The 18,191-nt window shown below is 64.9% G+C and carries 17 protein-coding genes; 6 read left to right on the plus strand and 11 right to left on the minus strand.

Features of this window, described 5'->3' with window-relative positions; all coding sequences use genetic code 11:
- Positions 1-8: 8 nt before the first annotated feature.
- Both BJ6T_RS04675 and BJ6T_RS04680 read right to left on the minus strand, forming a co-directional pair.
- Positions 9-695, minus strand: coding sequence for a DUF1345 domain-containing protein (locus tag BJ6T_RS04675; RefSeq protein WP_014491138.1), 687 nt, complete (start codon positions 693-695; stop codon positions 9-11).
- A gap of 215 nt (positions 696-910) precedes the next feature.
- A complete protein-coding gene (locus BJ6T_RS04680) occupies positions 911-1,834 on the minus strand; it encodes a polyprenyl synthetase family protein (protein ID WP_014491139.1) in 924 nt (307 codons plus the stop codon).
- A 161-nt stretch (positions 1,835-1,995) separates the two neighbouring features.
- On the opposite strand from BJ6T_RS04680, the gene mtgA reads away from it, so the two are divergent.
- The 3 genes from mtgA (at position 1,996) to BJ6T_RS04695 (ending at position 3,800) form a co-directional block, all read left to right on the plus strand.
- Entirely contained in the window at positions 1,996-2,670 is a 675-nt protein-coding gene (mtgA, locus tag BJ6T_RS04685; RefSeq protein ID WP_014491140.1) for a monofunctional biosynthetic peptidoglycan transglycosylase, read from the plus strand.
- Between the two features lie 168 nt (positions 2,671-2,838).
- Positions 2,839-3,021, plus strand: coding sequence for a 50S ribosomal protein L32 (gene rpmF / locus BJ6T_RS04690; RefSeq protein WP_007598106.1), 183 nt, complete (start codon positions 2,839-2,841; stop codon positions 3,019-3,021).
- A gap of 143 nt (positions 3,022-3,164) precedes the next feature.
- On the plus strand, positions 3,165-3,800 hold the full coding sequence (locus BJ6T_RS04695; protein ID WP_014491141.1) for a hypothetical protein: 636 nt from the start codon (positions 3,165-3,167) through the stop codon (positions 3,798-3,800).
- Between the two features lie 22 nt (positions 3,801-3,822).
- On the opposite strand, the gene BJ6T_RS04700 is transcribed toward BJ6T_RS04695, so the two are convergent.
- Positions 3,823-4,083: a hypothetical protein gene (locus BJ6T_RS04700; protein ID WP_014491142.1), complete on the minus strand. Its 261-nt coding sequence runs from the start codon at positions 4,081-4,083 to the stop codon at positions 3,823-3,825.
- A 221-nt stretch (positions 4,084-4,304) separates the two neighbouring features.
- Between BJ6T_RS04700 and BJ6T_RS04705 the strand changes: the two genes are divergently transcribed.
- Entirely contained in the window at positions 4,305-5,999 is a 1,695-nt protein-coding gene (locus BJ6T_RS04705) for a bifunctional diguanylate cyclase/phosphodiesterase (RefSeq protein ID WP_028170380.1), read from the plus strand.
- Between the two features lie 168 nt (positions 6,000-6,167).
- Positions 6,168-7,346 (plus strand): IS481 family transposase, encoded by a 1,179-nt coding sequence (locus tag BJ6T_RS04710; RefSeq protein WP_014490322.1) that lies wholly within the window; start codon positions 6,168-6,170, stop codon positions 7,344-7,346.
- A gap of 114 nt (positions 7,347-7,460) precedes the next feature.
- Here the strand turns inward: BJ6T_RS04710 and BJ6T_RS04715 are convergent, their stop codons facing one another.
- Complete coding sequence (locus BJ6T_RS04715) at positions 7,461-7,829, minus strand: antibiotic biosynthesis monooxygenase family protein (protein ID WP_014491144.1); 369 nt, start codon at positions 7,827-7,829, stop codon at positions 7,461-7,463.
- A 97-nt stretch (positions 7,830-7,926) separates the two neighbouring features.
- On the opposite strand from BJ6T_RS04715, the gene BJ6T_RS04720 reads away from it, so the two are divergent.
- The gene (locus BJ6T_RS04720) at positions 7,927-8,391 is read left to right on the plus strand and encodes a MarR family winged helix-turn-helix transcriptional regulator (protein WP_014491145.1); all 465 of its coding nucleotides are present in this window, start codon (positions 7,927-7,929) and stop codon (positions 8,389-8,391) included.
- Here BJ6T_RS04720 and BJ6T_RS04725 read toward each other — a convergent pair whose 3' ends face one another.
- From BJ6T_RS04725 to BJ6T_RS04755, 7 genes are all read right to left on the minus strand, one after another.
- Positions 8,392-9,900: a tripartite tricarboxylate transporter permease gene (locus BJ6T_RS04725; protein WP_014491146.1), complete on the minus strand. Its 1,509-nt coding sequence runs from the start codon at positions 9,898-9,900 to the stop codon at positions 8,392-8,394.
- Between the two features lie 4 nt (positions 9,901-9,904).
- Positions 9,905-10,390, minus strand: a complete 486-nt coding sequence (locus BJ6T_RS04730) for a tripartite tricarboxylate transporter TctB family protein (RefSeq protein WP_014491147.1) — start codon at positions 10,388-10,390, stop codon at positions 9,905-9,907.
- Positions 10,391-10,538: 148 nt separating this feature from the next.
- Entirely contained in the window at positions 10,539-11,513 is a 975-nt protein-coding gene (locus BJ6T_RS04735) for a tripartite tricarboxylate transporter substrate binding protein (RefSeq protein WP_014491148.1), read from the minus strand.
- 206 nt (positions 11,514-11,719) lie between these two features.
- Positions 11,720-14,587, minus strand: a complete 2,868-nt coding sequence (locus tag BJ6T_RS04740) for a PAS-domain containing protein (protein WP_014491149.1) — start codon at positions 14,585-14,587, stop codon at positions 11,720-11,722.
- 206 nt (positions 14,588-14,793) lie between these two features.
- The gene (locus BJ6T_RS04745; RefSeq protein WP_014491150.1) at positions 14,794-15,669 is read right to left on the minus strand and encodes a GNAT family N-acetyltransferase; all 876 of its coding nucleotides are present in this window, start codon (positions 15,667-15,669) and stop codon (positions 14,794-14,796) included.
- A 115-nt stretch (positions 15,670-15,784) separates the two neighbouring features.
- Positions 15,785-16,765 carry an amino acid--[acyl-carrier-protein] ligase gene (locus BJ6T_RS04750; RefSeq protein WP_014491151.1) on the minus strand — a complete coding sequence of 327 codons (981 nt, stop codon included), beginning with the start codon at positions 16,763-16,765 and terminating at the stop codon, positions 15,785-15,787.
- A 65-nt stretch (positions 16,766-16,830) separates the two neighbouring features.
- Positions 16,831-18,048 carry an acyl-CoA dehydrogenase family protein gene (locus BJ6T_RS04755; RefSeq protein WP_014491152.1) on the minus strand — a complete coding sequence of 406 codons (1,218 nt, stop codon included), beginning with the start codon at positions 18,046-18,048 and terminating at the stop codon, positions 16,831-16,833.
- Positions 18,049-18,191: the final 143 nt, after the last annotated feature.

Raw genomic sequence — 18,191 nt, forward strand, 5'->3', positions numbered from 1 at the left:
CATCGACGTCAGTTCGAGATCGCGCTTGCCGCGATGTTCACTGTCAGCGCCAGCAGCGCCGTGTTGTAGATGAACGACACGATGCCATGCGCGGTCGCGGTGCGGCGGATGGTCTTGTCGGTGATGCCGACGTCGGAGACCTGCGCGGTCATGCCGATCACGAACGAGAAATAGACGAAGTCCCAATAATCGGCGTGATCTTCCTTGTCGCCGCTCGGAAACTGCAATCCGCCCGGCGGGTGCCGGTAATAATCATGGGCGTAATGCAGCGCGAAGGTCGTGTGCACGGCGGCCCATGACAGCGCGATGGTGGCGATCGCGATGGTCAACTCCCAGGCCCCGCGATGCTGCGTGCCGAGCTCCGACACGATCGCTGCGATGCTGGCAAAGGCGCCGATCGCGGTCACCAGCAGGATCACGAAGCGGCCGTCGTCCTGCATCGCGGCACTACGGCGGATGTGCTGCTGGTCGTTGCACAGCATCATCGCATAGACCAGCACGAGATAGACCGCGATCAACGCATCCCAGCCGAACAGCAGCCGCGTCACCAGCCGGTGCGATCCCGGCAGCAGCAAGCAGACCAGGATGCCGGCAGCGAGCGCGATGAAGGTGCGCGGCCGCGCGTAAATCAGCCGCATCGGCCGCGACATCTTGCGGAAGCGGACGAGGACGGGATCGTCTTTGTCGGCGGCCATGATGGCTCCAGCCCTCTCGCTCAACTCTCGTTGTCGCCGCAGCGGCGGCCTGCTCCCTTGCCCCGCTTGCGGGGAGAGGGTCGGGGTGAGGGGGAGCCTCCGCAAGGGACGGTGAGAGCTGGATTCGCGGAGGCTCCCTCTCACCCGATATTCAAGCCGCGTTTGAATATCGACCTCTCCCCGCAAGCGGGGCGAGGTGAAGATCGTGCACTACATCAGTTCTTCCGCTCGGCGACGAAGCGCGCGGCGGCCTGCAGAACGGCGGCGCGGTCGCCGAAGATCGACACGGCGCCGTCGGCCCGCGCGAGCAGGTCGCGCACGCGCTGCTTGGCGCCTTCGATGCCGAGCTGGGTGACGAAGGTGGTCTTGCCGAGCGCGGCATCGGCGCCGGCCGGCTTGCCGAGGGCCGCCGCATCGCCTTCGACGTCGAGCAGATCGTCGGCGATCTGGAAGGCTTCGCCGAGCGCACGGCCGTAATCGTCGAGCGCCTGGTATTCCTTCTGCGAGGCCTGGCCGAGGAGGGCACCGGCAATGCAGCCGTAGCGCAGCAGTGCGCCGGTCTTCATCTGCTGAATGCGGGCGACGTCGATCGGCTCGTTGCCGCCAAAGCGGCCTTCGCCGGCGAGATCGAGAATCTGGCCGCCGACCATGCCGCCGATGCCGGCGCAGCGCGCCAGCGCGCGCGTCAGCAGGAGGCGCACATTGGCGTCGCGGTGGATCTCATCGCGGGTGACGATGTCGAAGGCGAGCGTCAGAAGGCCGTCGCCGGCGAGGATCGCGGTCGCGTCATCGGTCTTCTTGTGCAGGGTGGGGCGGCCGCGGCGCAGGTCCGAATTGTCCATCGCCGGCAAATCGTCATGGATCAGCGAGTAGCAGTGGATGCATTCGAGCGCGGCGCCCACGAGCAGCGCCGCTTCGCGGGGAATGCCGAACACGGCCGCGCTCTCGACCACCAGGAACGGCCGCAGACGCTTGCCGCCGTTCAGGCTCGAATAGCGCATTGCGTCCATCAGTCGCTTGGGACGGGCGATCTCATCGTGCAGGATGTCGTCCGCCAGCAGGCGTCCAAGCAGGGCTTCGGTGTCATCAGCGGTCTTGTCCAGGCGTTTGGCGAAATCGGACGGGGACGTGCCGGTCATCAACAAGGGCTCCAGAACTAAAATTCGGCGGGACAATCCTTTATGCGCCCGCCCCAGTCAATCGTTTGGAAGGCCTAAAAAGTGCTGGAAAAGGCCCGAATTATCACAGACTTAATGGCGGGATCCGTGGCCGCGTTTCATTTTGCGCCGGAAAGGTCGATTTGCGCATCGTCAAGATCCTGCTGGTAGCGCTCGTGGTCGTGGCTCTCGCGCCCTACGTGATCGCGCCGTTCTACCGCACCGGCCATCCGGTTTCGACGCTGATGGCCTGGCGGTCGCTTCGGGGCGCGCCGATGCATCGGGAGTGGATCGATCTGGCCGCGATGTCGCCCTCGCTGCTGCGATCGGTGGTGGCTGCCGAGGACGCCCATTTCTGCAAACATCACGGCATCGACTGGGGCGCGCTACGCGAGGCGATCGACGATGCGAAGGAGGACGGTACGCCCTTTCGGGGCGCCTCCACCATCACCCAGCAGGTGGCGAAGAACCTGTTCCTCTGGCAGGGGCGGGATTTCGTCCGCAAGGCGCTGGAATTCCCGTTGGCGCTGTGGATCGATTTCGTCCTGCCCAAGGCGCGAATCCTCGAGATTTACCTCAACATCGCCGAGCTCGGCCCACAGGGCCAGTTTGGGGTCGAGACGGCGAGCGCCTATGCCTTCGGCAAATCGGCGGCCAACCTCTCGCCCCGGGAGGCGGCACTTCTGGCCTCGATCCTGCCCAATCCGGTCAAACGGAGCGCCCGGACCCCCGGGCCTGGCGTCCGGCGGCTGGCGGGGACCTATGTGGCGAGGGCGCAGGCGAACTCGCTTTTGACCTGCTGGAGGGAAAATCGCTGATTTGGGCCCTTTTTGGACGCATTTTCCGGTTCAAAAGCCTAGATTTACGGCCAGCCTTCCTCTATAAGCCCGGCCTTGATCGGCATTCAGCTCGCCTCGGTTTGCGGGTGCTGAGCCGTCCCCTCGCGGACGATGCCCTGACAACACCAATCCCTAGAGGATATTGAAATGGCCGTTCCGAGAAGAAAAACCTCGCCGTCGCGTCGTGGCATGCGCCGCTCGGCAGACGCCATCAAGAAGCCGACCTATGTGGAAGACAAGGACTCCGGCGAGCTCCGTCGTCCGCACCATCTCGACCTCAAGACCGGCATGTACAAGGGCCGTCAGGTCCTGAAGAAGAAAGAGTCCTGAATTTAGGACCTTTCTCCGGGCAGGATCATTTCGCCTGCCTGATTTCGGCCACCCAATGAGATATGACAGTGACGGCGGCGGAGCCAATGCTTCGCGGCCGCATTGTCTTGTCCGGATATCTTGATCGAGAAGGCATTTCGCCGATGGTCGGTTTCCCGCTGCTCCTGATTCCACTCGCGGTCTACAACATCATCGCCTTCCTGATGCCGAGCGTGTCCTTCACGGACGTGCTGTTCAAGGTGCCGATGATCACGGGCGAGACCTGGCCGGTCACGCTCGCCGATGTGATGCTCGCGCTCGGTATCGTGTTGCTGCTGTTGGAGGTGGTCAAAGGCGCGCGGCCCGGCTCGAAATTCCTAATGGATCATCTGCTGTCGCTGATCGTGTTCGGTGCTGCCGCGGCCGAATTCGTGATGTGGCCCAAATTCGGCAACTCCACCTTTTTCCTGCTGGTGCTGCTCGCGATGGCCGATTTCCTCGGCGGTATCGCCCAGCGCACGCGCCGCCGCGTCACCTATGTCGCGGAGACGACAGTGCCGGCGCCGCGCAAGGCCAAGCGCCAGGCCGAAGCGGCAACGGACGACGCGGCGCCCGAACCCAGGTTCGAGCCGGTGCCTGCGCCGGCGGTGCCACCCGCGCCTTCAGCGCAGTCGGTCGCCGAATCCGTGCTGAAGGATCATCCCGCGCCGAAGCCAGCGAACCCGCCCTCGCCGGAAATCCCATCGCCGGATTTGCAACCGGGCAACGGCACGCCGCCGTCTCCCGACGCGCCGCGCTGATCTGCTTCAAGCCACCTCTGCTTCAAGCCACCTGCCGCGTGCGCGCGGTGACGCTTCCGAGCGGGTGCTTGTCGCCATAGGCCATCTGCGCATCCTCGGACGAGGCGCGGCCGAGCCGGCTGGCCTGAGGCAGGTGCTCAGCGTTGGCGATGAGTTGGGTGACGAAGCTCGGATCGGGACGGGGCAGCGGCGCCTTGTGGACCCACTGCAACGTCGGCAGCAGCGGCACCAGGTCCGTGCCCGTGCCGCTGTCCGCGCAGTCCGATCGATCAGTACTCAACATCGCAATCACCGTTGATCCGGCGAGGCCTGTCGCGTTTCGAGACGCTGGCGCCGGTGCGTGTCATGTACTCGCAAGGCTTATGCCGGCAGGGCCGGTTTGGTTCCGCGGGCCTGCGAAACATGGTTTCCAAATTGTTTATGAACTTGGCCTAGAGTCGGAGTCGAATCTGGCCGTATTCTGTGCCGACTCAGGACTCCCTGCTGTCCCGAAACGAGGCGATCTTGACCCCTGCATTGCCGCAAGCCTCCGACATCCTGGCCGCCCTTGGTCAGGCCGTTTTCGCCTGGGACATCGCCAGCGATTCCATCGTGTGGGGTGAGCAGGTCGCCAGCGTCTTTCCCGGCATCCCGCCCGAGCGGCTCGCGACTGGCGCCGAATTCGCCAAGCTGATCGAGCCCGCGCAGACGTTGCGGACCGCCGCGCTGGCGCAGACCTCGCCGGTGCACGGTGCCGACGGCACGCCCTACCGGGTCGAATACGGCGTGCGCATGAGCGCCGCCGATCCCGTGGTCTGGATCGAGGAGACCGGCCGCTGGTTCGCCGGCCCCGATGGCCGCCCGGTGCGCGCGATCGGCTCCATCCGCATCAACAATGAGCGCCACGCCCGCGACGAGGAATTGACCAAGCTGGCTCGCCTCGATCCCCTGACCGGCGAGCTCAATCGTTCCCACCTGATCGCGGCGCTGGCCGAGGCGATCGAGGAGACGACCCGCTTCCGCTCGACCGCAGCCTTCATGCTTGTCGGCATCGATCATCTCGCCCGCGTCAACGACGCCTTCGGCTTCGATGTCGCGGACGCCGTGATCCTCGACGTGGCCAAGCGCATCCGCGCGCGCCTGCGTGGCGGCGACGTGCTCGGCCGTTTCTCCGGCAACAAGTTCGGCCTGATCCTGAAGAACTGCACCGTCGATGACATGAACGTCGCCGCCGAGCGCTTCCTTGCCGGCATCCGCGACGAGGTGGCGCCGACCAAATCCGGCCCGGTCTCGGTCACGGCGTCGATCGGCGCGGTCAGCGTGCCGCGCTATGCCCGCAGCACCGACGAGGCCGTCAATCGCGCCCATGAAACGCTGGACGCGGCAAAACAACGCCGCGTCGGCTCGTTCGCGGCGTGGCGCCCGGATGCCGCGCGTGACGCACAGCGCCGCGTCAACATCCGTGTCACCGACGAGATCGTCACCGCGCTGAACGAGCGCCGCATCAAGCTCGCCTTTGAGCCGGTGGTCTCGGCCGCCTCGCGCGAGCGCGCGTTCCATGAATGCCTGGTGCGGATGGACCAGGGCGACGGCCAGGTGCTGCTGGCACCCGACATCGTGCCGGTCGCCGAGCGGCTCGGTCTGATCCGCCTGGTCGATCACCGCGTGCTCGAGCTCGTGGTTGCCGAACTCGCGGCCGCGCCCGACATCTGTCTCAGCCTCAACATTTCGCCAGACACGACGATGGATCCGGACTGGTGGGCGGGAATTGAGTCGCTGATGCTGGCCCACCCCGGCGTCGCCGAGCGGCTGATCGTCGAGATCACCGAGACGGTCGCGATCCAGGACATCGATGACGTGCGCGGCTTCGTCACGCGGCTGAAGAATTTCGGCAGCCGCATCGCCATCGACGATTTCGGCGCCGGCTACACCTCGTTCCGAAACCTGCGCAAGCTCGGCGTCGACATCGTCAAGATCGACGGCGCCTTCGTGCAGAACATCACCCGTTCCGCCGACGACCGCGCCTTCGTGCAGACCCTGATCGACCTCGCCCGCCGCCTCGACATCAAGACGGTTGCCGAGTGGGTGCAGGACGAAGAGGCCGCCGCCATGCTGCGCGACTGGGGCTGCGATTACATCCAGGGCCGCCTGATCGGGCTCGCCTCAGCCGACCGCCCATGGGGCACGCCGCCGGACAGCGCACTGCCCGCTGCGGGATAGAGCTGCGTCCTCGGCTTCGTCGGGTAACGACAAACTGTGGGGTGTGCTATCCACATGCTCGCTGTCATCGCCCGACTTGATGTTTAGACCGGACAGATCACTGACAGGTGTTCGGAGACATAGCTGACACATCAAACTGGCTGGATTGGTCGATTTGGGAGGCCGTCCATGCCCTGGAACGAGGTGTCGGTAATGGATCAACGACGCGAGTTTGTGCGGCTGGCTTTGCAGGAAGGCGCGAACCGGCGGGAGTTGTGCCGGCGGTTTGGGATCAGTCCTGAGGTCGGCTACAAGTGGCTGAAGCGTTGGCAGGCAGGGGACCATGATCTTCGGGATCAGTCCCGCCGACCGAAGAGTATGCCCAGGCGGAGCGAGCCTGCGATCGAGGCTCAGGTCTTGGCGATGCGCGACACGCATCCGGCCTGGGGGGCGCGCAAGATTGCTCATTGTCTGAAGCGCGCTGGCCAGGCCGTGCCGGTGCCTTCAACGGTCCATCAGATCCTGTGCCGGAACCAGCGGATCAAGCCGAGCGAGCAGGCTGCAGCTGGCTCTCCAGGGCATCGCTTTGAGAAGGACGCGCCCAATCAGCTCTGGCAGATGGACTTCAAGGGCCATATGCCGCTTGCCGGCGGGACGCGGTGCCATCCGCTCACCATGGTCGACGATCACTCGCGCTATGCCCTGTGTCTGAAGGCCTGCGCCAACGAGCAGCGTCCTGACGTGCAGAAGCACCTGACCGACACCTTCCGACGCTATGGGCTGCCGGAGGCCTTCTACCTCGACAACGGTTCTCCGTGGGGCGACACGTCCGGCGTCCGCTGGACCGCGCTGAAGGTATGGCTGCTCAGGCTCGGCGTCAGGGTCGTCCATGCCAGGCCGCGCCATCCTCAGGGCCGGGGCAAGAACGAACGCTTCCATCGCAGCCTGAAGGCGGAAGTGTTCGCCCTGCGCACGTTCCGCACCCTGGCGGAAGTTCAGCGGGCTCTCGATCGCTGGCGCATGCTCTACAATCTGGAGCGGCCTCATGAGAGCTTGGGCATGGGTGTCCCCGCCGATCGCTATCGGCCGAGCTCTCGCCCCATGCCGGACCGTGTCCCGCAGGTCCAATACGACGCCGGAGAGACCGTTCGCACGGTCTCCTCGACCCGGAGCTACATCGCCTTCAAAGGCCGAATGTGGAAAGTCCCTCAAGCCTTCTGCGGCGAGCAGCTCGCCGTCAGGCCGCTCGACCGCGACGGCCGTTATGGAATCTTCTTTGCCAGCTGGCAGGTCGCATCAATCGACTTGACCCGCGGCCAACCTGTCAGTGATGTGTCCGAACAGGTGTCAGCTATGTCCCCGGTCTAAACACTTGATCGGGCGATCCAGTATTCCAGAGACGGTTGTGTTTAAGCCGAGAAGCCGCGACGTCTGGATGCCCCGGTCAGGCCGGGGCATGACAGCTGAGTGGGAGGCGCGCAGCTATGCCAAGCAAATACCGGGCACCGCGACCTTCTGGAACAGATGCGGGCTCGCGACGGCGGATGCGGGATAAGCCGCGATCTTTGCGCGGAATTCCGGGTGGGTGAAAGCGGCGCGGAAATGCGCGTTGGATTCCCACACCGCGTAGTTCAGGTAGGTCGGGCTGTCGCCGACGGCGCGGTGAAGCTGGGTGGAGATGAAACCGGGCTGGCGCTTCATGAACGCGGCGTCGTCTCGCCACGTCTTGAGGAAGCCCTGCTCGTCCTCGGCGTCGAGCGTGAACACGTTCACGAGCACCACGGGGCCGGTTTCGAGCGCGATCTGACGGTCGATCGGGAAGGCAGGGTCGAGAGGGCGCATGAGGGGCACGACATTGCTCCGGTCAATTTGGTGTCATAATGTCAATTCGACAGTCCCGGATATAGTTGATTGACATCATGATGTCAATACGGATCAGTGGTGCCAAATGAACAAGACCAAACGGAACCCGGCGGGCGAAGCCCTGACCGGCCTCATCCTCGACCTGTTCCGTGCCAACAGCCTGCTTCTGACCGCCGGCGACCGACTGGTGACGTCGCTCGGCCTCACCAGTGCGCGCTGGCAGATCCTGGGGGCGATCGCCGACGCCGAGCGCCCGGAGCCGGTCGCCTGGCTCGCCCGCAATCTCGGCGCCAATCGTCAGAACGTGCAGCGGATCGTCAACGACCTCGCGCGTGATGGTCTCGTTGTCTTCGAGACGAACCCGCATCATCGCCGGGCGCAGCTTGTGGTGCTCACCGACAAGGGCAGGCAGGTCTACGATGCCGCCGGCCGCCTGCAGGTCCCGTGGGTCAACGGCCTGTCCGATGGCTTGTCAGTGAAGGAGATCGAGATCGCCCACCGGGTCCTCAACGCTCTGCGTGATCGACTCGAAGGAGCCGGCGAGGACTGATCACGCCCCCTCGTCCAGCGCCACCAGCTCGCGCTTCTTGCGCAGTGCGGGCAGCAGGGGCGCGATCAGCAGCACCATCGCCAGCGCGAGGCACGTCGCCGAGATCGGCCGCTGCACGAAGGTCCAGAGATCACCCTGCGACAGGATCAGCGATTTTCGCAGATTGTTTTCCAGCATCGGCCCGAGCACGAACGCCAGCACCAGCGGCGCCGGTTCGTAGCCGAGCTTGCGCATGAAATAGCCGATGATGCCGAACGCGATCATCACATAGACGTCGAACACGTTGTTGCTTGAACAGTAGACGCCGAGAATCGTGAACAGGATGATCAGGGGGAACAGGATGTTGTAGGGCAGCTTCAGGAGCTGCACCCACATGCCGATCATCGGCAGATTGAGGATCAGCAGCATGACGTTGCCGATATACATGCTGGCGACGATGCCCCAGAACAGGCCGGGGTTTTGCGTGATCAACAGCGGTCCCGGCTGGAGGCCGTGGATGACGAAGGCCCCTAACAGCAGCGCCATCACCACGTTCGGCGGGATGCCCAAGGTCATCAGCGGAATGAAGGCGCCGCCGGCCGCCGCGTTGTTGGCGGACTCGGGGCCGGCGACACCCTCGATCGCGCCATGGCCAAAACGCTCTGGTGATTTCGATAGCCGCTTCTCCAGCGCGTAGGAGGCGAACGAGGCCACCACCGCGCCGCCGCCAGGCAGGATGCCGAGTAAAAAGCCGAGCAGCGTGCCGCGCGCCACCGGGCCGGCGCTCGCCTGCCAATCGGCCTTGTTGGGCAACAGCTGCGTGATCTTGGCGTTGATGATGTCGCGCTTGATCGCCTGCTCGGTGTTGAGCAGCACCTCGGCGACGCCGAACAGGCCCATCACGACGGGCACGAGACCGATACCGTCGATCAGTTCCATGCGGCCGAATGTCAGCCGCGGCTGCGCCGTGATGCTGTCGAGCCCGATCAGCCCGAGCACGACGCCAATGCACGCCATCAAAAGCGCCTTCGGCATCGAGCCCTGGGTCAGGAAGGTGAGCACCACGAGGCCGAGCACCATCAGACTGAAATACTCGGCCGGGCCGAACGCGATCGCGATGCCGGCAAGTCGTGGCGCCACCAGCATCAGTGCGACCAGCGCAAACGTGCCGGCGATGAAGGAGCCGAACGCGGAGATGCCGAGCGCGGGGCCCGCGCGACCCTGCTTCGCCATCTGGTGGCCGTCGATGCAGGTGACGACGGAGGCGGCTTCGCCGGGGATATTGACCAGGATCGAGGTGGTCGAGCCGCCATACATCGAGCCGTAGTAGATGCCGGCCATCATGATGATGCCGGATTCCGGCGTGCCCGACAGCGTCACGGGCAGCAGCAACGACATCGCCGAGATCGGCCCGATGCCGGGCAGCACGCCGACCAGCGTGCCGATGAAGACGCCGATGAAACAGTAGAGCAGGTTGATCCCGGTCAGTGCGACGCCGAACCCATGCGCGACATTGGCAAGCGTATCCATGGGGTCAACCGATCCCGAACAGGCCCGAGGGCAACTGGATCAGAAGCAGCCGCTTGAGCACCCACCACATACCTGATGGCACCAGCACGGCGATCGGGATCGCCAGCGTCCAGCGCACGGGATCGATCAGCCGCAACAACAGCAGCAGCAACGGGATCGACGACAGCAGGAATCCCAGCGGCTCCAGGGCGAAGGAGAACGCAGTGAGGCAGGCGATGACGAGAAGCGGCTTGCTCCAGCGCACGTGCTCCCAGCGCGAGGCCAGCGTCGGGCCGCCCTCGGTGATCGCCGAGATGATGATGCTTGTTGCAAACACGCACATCAGGATGCCCGTGTAGAACAGCACGTAGCCGGAGCCGGGATCGTTGATGGTGCCGAGCTTCAGCTTCAGCCCCGACCAGATCACGAAGCCGCCGAGCGCGAGCCCGATCAACCCGCCCCACAGTTCGGAGTTGTCGAGGCGGAGTTTGACGTTGGTTTGGTTGTTCATGCGTGTTGCTCTCCGATCACCGTCACCCTGAGGTGGCGGAGCGCAGCGAAGCCCTCGAAGGGCGACGGTGCCCGTCCCCATCCTTTGAGGCGAGCCGCTAGGGCGGCTCGCGCCTCAGGATGACGCCAGCATATGTGGCAGCAGAACGCTACTTCTTCGCAAGCCCGAGCGTGTCGATCACCTTGCGCTCGGAATCCGTGACCTCGATGACGAATTTCTTGTAGTCCTCGGTGTTCTTGTAATTCGGCACCATGTCGTATTTGGCGAGCGTCGCGATGACCGCGGGGTCCTCGACCGCCTTCTTGAAGGCATCGTGCAGCTTGGCGACGATTTTTGGATCCATCCCCTTCGGGCCGGCGATGCCGAACGGGGAATCGTAGACCATGGGATAGCCGAGCTCCTTCAGCGTCGGCACGTCAGGGTAGTTCGGCGATCGCGCGCCGGTCCACACCATCAGCAGCTTCAGCTTGCCGGCATCGACCAGCGGCCGCCAGCCGGTGGAGTCGGCCTGCAGCATGGTGTGCTGGCCGAGCACGGCGGCGTTGGTCTCGGCGCCGCCCTTGAACGGCACTTGCGTCAGCTTGATGCCGGACATCGCCGCGATCTGCTCCATGCCGATGTGCAGTGAGGTGCCGGTGCCAGGCGTCGCGTAGGTCACCTTGCCGGGATTTGCCTTCGCGAACTCGACGACGTCCTTCCAGGACTTGAACTGCGACTCCGCGCTGGTGGTCACGCCGAACGTATAGCCGGTGAGGTGAATGATGTAGGAAAAGTCCTTTGACGGATCCCATGACACTTCCTGCATCAGCGGCAGGCGGAAAACGGTAATGGGGAGCTGTGAGATGGTGTAGCCATCCGGCTTCGCGGCCGCCGCCATGGTCGCGGGTCCCACCGTGCCGCCGCCGCCGGCCTTGTTGTCGATCACGATCGGCTGCCCCAGCACTTTCGAGGCGCTGTCGGCGATCGCGCGCATGGAGATGTCGGTTGATCCGCCGGCCGGCCAGGGCACGATCAGCGTGATGGGTTTGACGGGAAAGTCCTGTGCGCCGGCCGCGGTCGCGAGCAGCGCGCCCACAACATGCATGGCGGCAAAGGCAATCGTCTTCAGCCCGTATCGCGACATCCAAAATCCTCCCTCGCGGCGGCCTCGTTGGATCGCCGTTTCTCGTTGTTGTGACAACGATTGTTCCTGAAATCATGGGAGAAGAAAAGCGTATTGCGCGGACTGCCCGCAGGGGACGAGACGGCGATCCCGCCGGAAAAGGCACGTGCGACAATTCGTCGTTTGGACGCGTGCCGAGAGGCGGAATTTAAAGGGAGCCGGAGCCCTTACGCCACGCGCCGGACCGCGTTCAGCGTCTCGATGGTGCGTCCGACCTCGGCTGCCGGGCACGGCCTGCCGAAATAATAGCCCTGGACTGCGGTGCAGCCGCATTCGCGGACGAAGTCGAACTGCTCGATCGTCTCGACACCTTCCGCCGTGGTCTCGACGCCGAGCACGAAGCCGAGGCTGGCGATGGTGCGGACGATGGCGACGCTCTCCGGGCTTTCGCCGAGCGTGCCGACGAAGGAACGGTCGATCTTGATGCGGTCGAACGGAAACTTGCGCAAATAGCTCAGCGAGGAATAGCCGACGCCGAAATCGTCGAGGCTGACGCGCACGCCAAGCGCGCGCAGCTGGTGCAGGATCTCGATCGTCGCCTCGCTGTCGTCGAGCAGCGCCGTCTCGGTGACCTCGAGCTCGAGCCGCTGCGGCGGCAGGCCGGCTTCCGCAAGCGCGCTTGTGACCATCGCCACCAGTCCGCGCGAGCGGAACTGCACCGGCGACAAATTGACCGCGACAGTGACATCGGGCCAGGACGCCGCGGTCGCACAGGCCGTGCGCAGCACCCATTCGCCGATCGGGACGATCAGCCCGTTCTCCTCCGCGAGCGGAATGAATTCGGCGGGGGAGACGAAGCCGCGCGAGGGATGTTTCCAGCGCAGCAGCGCCTCGAAGCCGGTGAGCTCGGTGGTGTCGAGCCGCACTTGTGGCTGGAACACCAGATGGAATTCGCTGGCCTCCAGCGCTCCGCGCAGATCGTGCTCCAGCGCGTGCCGGCTGCGCGCCTCTTCCTCCATCTCGGGCTCGAACAGCTGGTAGGCGCCGCGCCCCTTGGCCTTGGCCTGGTACAGCGCGAGGTCGGCGCATTTCATCAACTCGTCCGCATCGAGCCCGTGATCCGGAGCGATGGCGATGCCGACGGAAACGCCGACATGGATCGACTGGCTTTCCAGCGGCGGCGGGTGGCCGATGATCTCGACCAGGCGGCGGGCGAGCCGTTCCGCCGATTGCGGCTGCGGTCCGCGCTGGAGAACGGCGAACTCGTCGCCGCCGAGGCGGGCGACGGTGTCATGCTCGCCGACATTCTCCTTCAGCCGTGTCGCGACCCAACGCAGAAGCCGATCGCCGGCGGCGTGGCCGAGGCGGTCGTTGACCGTCTTGAAATTATCGAGGTCGAAGCACAGCACGGCCATCGCACCGCCGGCGATCGCGACCTGGTTCAGTCCCTCGCCCATTTTCTCGCGGAACAGCGTGCGGTTGGGCAGGTCGGTCAGTGAATCGTGCTGCGCCATGTGCGCCACGCGGGCCTGGGCCTTATGGCGCTCGGTGACGTCCTCATAGGTGACGACCCAGCCGCCATGCTCCATCCGCTTGTGATTGAGCTTGATGATGCGGCCGTCGTTCAGGTGGCGGTGCAGCGTGTGCTCGCCCTCGCGCAGCCTCTCGACATAGTCGGCATAGATATTGGCGGCGGTCGTGTTCGGATGGATACCGAGATCACAGCTATGCTCCATGATCTCGCGCATCGAGACGCCGGGCTTCACGATGTCGGGCGACAGCCCATACATCTCGATATAGCGGCGATTGCAGACGATCACGCGCAGGCTCGAATCGAGCATGCACAGGCCCTGGCTCATGTTGTTCAGCGCGGCGTCGAAGCGACGATACTGCTCGCTTAGCTCCTCGATCGCGCGCTCGCGGTCGGTGATGTCCTCGTAGGTGGCGACGAAGCCGCCTTCGGGCAGCGCGCAGTAGCGCACCGAGACCACGGTGTCGTTCGACATGCGCCGGCGCATCGGCGAGGAATCGTGGTTCGCGATCCTCGCGCTGGCGGCTTCCAGCAGCTGTTGCGGACTGTATTCGGACGCGAACGCCCCGTTCGCCATCGACCGCTCGATCAGCTCGCCGAGATGCGTGCCAGGCCTGGTCTCCTCCGGCGACAGCCGGTAGATCTTGCGGTAGGTGGTGTTGCAGACGCGCAGGCGCATGTCGCTGTCGTAGAAGGCGAGCCCGTGCGCCATGTTCTCCAGCGCCGCATCGAGGATGAAGTTTTGCTGCCGCAACGCTTCTTCGTATTGCAACCGCTCGGTGACGTCCTCATGCACCGTCACCCAGCCGCCGTCGGGCAGGAAGCGGGAGACTGCCTGCACCATCCGGCCGTCATAGCGCATCACCAGCAGGGTCTTCGCTTTCCTGGCGCGCACGTCCTCTAGGCGCGTGTGGCGGAATTCATCAATCGGCATGCCCGGCAGGTTGCCGCGCGACAGCCAGTGTTCGATGGCCGTGTTGTGCGTGACGCCCGGTTTCACGATTTGGGGGTCGAGATTGTAGAGGTTCAGGAACCGCTCGTTGCAGACGACGACACGGCTGTCGGCATCGTACATGATGAGCCCGTGCGACATGTTGGCGAGCGCGTGCTGGCTGCGCTCGGTCTGTACGCGCAATTCCGCCTCGAGCCGGGCGAGCCGGCTGACGTCATCGCAGATCGTCATCCAGCCGCCGCCGGGAAGCGGCTTCAGCTCGAGCGCCATGACGAGTCCGCTCGCCAGTTTCTGCTCCGTGCGGAACGGCTTCCCGCCTGCGATCTGCGCGATCCGCTTGGTATACAGCGCGTCGAGCTCGTGTTGCGGGAAGTTGCCGCGCGCCGCGCTGTGCGCAAGCACTTCGCGGTAGCTCGTGCCGACATGCACGATGTCGGCCGACATGTTGAACAGCGACAGATAGCTCTGGTTGACCAGCACGATCCGGTTGTCGGCATCGTAGACGCAGACACCCTGCTCCATGTGGTCGAGCGCGAGCTGACTCAGCGAGACCAGGGCCTGCGGGCCCTGTTCGCGGCGTGCACCAGGTTCGTTGTCGCGGGGCGACGTCATGGGATCGACCGGGTCTCGGCGGGCAATAGACCTAACGCAACTTAATTCAACCGCGGAGGGTAACGAAGAGGCGGGAAAATTCCCTTAAGCGCCGTAGTTTACGGAGGGTGACCGGGGATGGAGAGACGTGTGCCGAGCGCGCGACAAACTCCGCTGTCGTCCCTGCGTTTGCATGGACGGCAGCGCATTCTTGGGCCGAGCGTCCCCTACGGCCCGTACAGCACGAGTTCCGTATCCGTGAGGTCGCCGAGCTGCGGCCGGTGCGGACCCTTGAAATACTTACGGCCGCGCCGCTCGGTGTAGATGCCGGCGAGGCCGGGAATCGGGCCATTGGAATCGATCGCCACCGAGATCTTGCCGAGCCGTAGCAGCAGCCGGCCGATGCGGCCTGCGCAGGCGGCGTATTCGGCGGCGCTGCGGCAATAGATCAGCTTCATCGCCGGCGGCGCGATGAAGCCGCGGCGGATGCGCACCGGCTGCAGGATGAAGGGGAACGTTCCCTTCGGGGTGCGGCAGACCAGGCTGAGGCAATTGTAGCGGGCATGCCGCGTGAGGAGCTGCGTCTCGTCGTCGGTCAGCCCTTCGATCGTCTTGGCGTGTTGCGAGATGACCTCGATCTTGCTCCAGCGCGGAGGGCGCGCGAGTGCGGGCACGGAGAAGAAGATGCCGTGGCAATAGGCACGAAAGCCCTGCGTCTCGATGATCGGCCAGGTCCACGGGGCCGGGCTGATGTTGAGATAGGTGACATCCTTGTGCCGCTGCGCGATCTTGGTCAGCAGCGGGGCGTAGTTGCGGTAGGCCGGATCGACAAACCAGCTCGACAGATTGCACTGGATGGCGGTCTCTTCGCCGTGCTTCCGCGCTGTGTAGATCAGCAGCAGCACGCCGACGGGCTCGCCGTCATTGTCGAGCATGTAGCCGAAGCGCGGATAGCCCTCCGGCACGGGCCGGAAGGCCTGCCGGCGCAGGCCCTGGATCCAGTAGTTGCGCGAGCGGCCGACGAAGCCGCGCGTCAGCAGGTCCGCGACCGCATCGACGTCGGCCTCGGTGATCTCGCGGCATCGGACCTTGGTGTGGATCACGCTCGTTTTACCCGTGGAAATGGCAGGCCTCGTTCGCTCTATCGCTTCAGCACGATCTTTTCGGAAAACCGCCCCGCACTTTGCGCTAACGCGGCCCTTCGGTCCGGATCAGGCTCTAGCGCCAGCCTTCACCATGGGCATCGGCCGTGGCCAACGGCTGCATGCCCATGATCTCCCGCACCTTGGCGGGCCAGGCGGCGAGATCGGTGCCGTGGGTGTGGAACATGGCGACGGCCAGGCGGTCCATGCCGAAGGCGACGCAGCCGGTATGCGCGGGTTCGCCATTGGCGTCCTCGATGCCCCAGGTCGTGCCGAAATGCTCGCGGTGATAGTTGAAGCTCATGCAGGCGGTCGGCTGATCCTCCGAACGGAGCGGGATCAGGAGCTCGAACTTGAGCTGCTGCTGCTTCTGGCTGACCGCCTTGATCTGGCCGACGCGGCCGAAGAAGGGGTCGCTGGCATAGTCGACGCGGAAGGTCAGGCCGAGGTCGCGGGCAATCGCCTGCGCGCGCACCATCCAGCGCTCGCGGAAATCGGCGACGTCGTCGGGGCCGCCGATGCAGACATATTCGCGCATCCGGAACGATTGCAGCCGGTCGAGATGTTTCGACGGCTCGCGGCGGAAGCAATCGGCGGCGACGTCGAAGCGCAGGCCGCCCTTCGGCAAAGGTCCGCGGCTCGCCGCGATCGGATAGACCGGGTAGCAGGCGGCGGGCGACAGCACGAGGTCGGCCGGCGAGAGCGATGAAGTCCAGTCGCCGCCGGCATCGAAGCGGCTCACCGCCGCGTTGATCTCGCGTTCGGTACCGTGCAGGCCGCAGACGCAGCCGAGCAGGTTCGGAAAGCTCTTGAGATAGCCGGATTTCTCGAGCTGGGCCCGGCTCATCACCGGAGGAAAGCGCATGACCTCGGTGCCGGTCTCGCGATGGCTCGTGATCAGCGCGGCGAGACGCTCCACGACGCCCTCATAGAGCGCGGTGCGGGCGTAAACGCCGTCCGAGCCCATGGGGTGGAACAGTTTGTCGGCGAGATGATCGAGCGGATCTGCGATTTGCGGCGCGGTCTCGGGCGAGCTGGGGAGAACAGCAATGTTCATGTTCGACTTCCTGCTATCTGAAATTGTTCTTTTTGGCCGAAAGGCACGTCAGTCGCGAAGGCTTTCTAGTCTCGAAGGCTTGCCGGAATGCCGCTCATCAGCGTCGAAGTGGCGGCGTTGGCGAGAATGCGGTCGTTGTTGATCATGATCGGCGAGGACAGCACGTCGCGCAGGTGGCGGCCCATGGTGAACTCGCCGTCGTTGCGGTAGCCGGAGAGGCCCGCGGTGCGCATCGCATGCATCACGGTCTCGACCGCGAGCTCGGAGGCCTGCACCTTCAACAGCGTGATCGAGGACTGGAAATCGAGCGAGCCCAGCGCGCGCTCGTCATGCTCGGCGCGGGCAAAGGTGTCGACATTGGCTGCGATCAGCGCGCGCAACTTGGCCAGCGACATCTTCGCGGCCGTGAAATGCGCCGCGGCGGGCGGCATCTGGCCGCCCGAGGTGCGGGCCGCCTTGCGAACGAAAGCCTGCGCACGGGTCACGGCCGCAGCGGCGATGCCGGCCCAGGCCGAGGACCAGCACAGATGCGCGAACGGCGTCATGGTCTGGGCATGGATCTTGTCATAGGATTCCGGAAAGATGCGGTCGGCCGGGCAATCGACCTTCAGCTCGAAGCCGGTCGAGCAGGTGCCGCGCATGCCGAGCGTCTCCCAGCCCTGCGTCTGCTTCAGCGAATAATCGTCCTTGGCGAGCGCCAGCAGAACCTGGTCGGAGGCGGCGGCCTCGGTGGCACGGCGGGCGATCGTGACGAGGCCGTCGGCCTCCGCACCGTAGGAGATCACGGTGGCGTCGCGCACCAGCGAGACTACGTCGCCGGCGTGGTCGACCGCCGCGGCGCTGGCGCGAATGTTGCCGCCGTTCTGGCCTTCGGTGGTGGAGGAGGCGAGCAGCCACTGGTCGCGGGCGACCCGGCGCATCATCGTTTCCATCCAGGGGATGCCGTGGCCGTGCCTGATGACACAGGCGACCTTGGTCGTGTGCATCGCGTAGATCATCGCGGTCGAGGCGCAGGCACGTCCGAGCGTGTAGCAGATGTCGGTGACGTCGTAGATCGAAGCGCCAAGACCGCCGAACTCGACCGGGATCATGACGCCGAGCAGCTTCTGCTCACGCGCGACCTCGAAAGCCTTGTGGGGGAAGCGGGCGTCGCGATCGACCCCGTTCGCGTCGGCAGCCGCCGCAGTGGCTGTCAGGGTAGCGCGTTCGATGAGGGAGGGGCCGTGTTCGAGAAAGCTCGCTTGCGTTTCGTCGACAGTGAGGACTGCTTCACGCACGTTCATACCCGTCCGCCTCCGGTTTGCCGTTCAGGATCGCCGGCATCATTCGCGATGCCGTGCAAGCGATCCTCCGACCATCTTTGCTTGTGAGACGAGGCTACGGATTTAATTCAAATTCGTCGATGAAATAGAGGGTAAACAAACCG

The sequence above is a fragment of the Bradyrhizobium japonicum USDA 6 genome, from assembly GCF_000284375.1.
In the GTDB taxonomy this organism is placed as follows: Bacteria; Pseudomonadota; Alphaproteobacteria; order Rhizobiales; family Xanthobacteraceae; genus Bradyrhizobium; species Bradyrhizobium japonicum.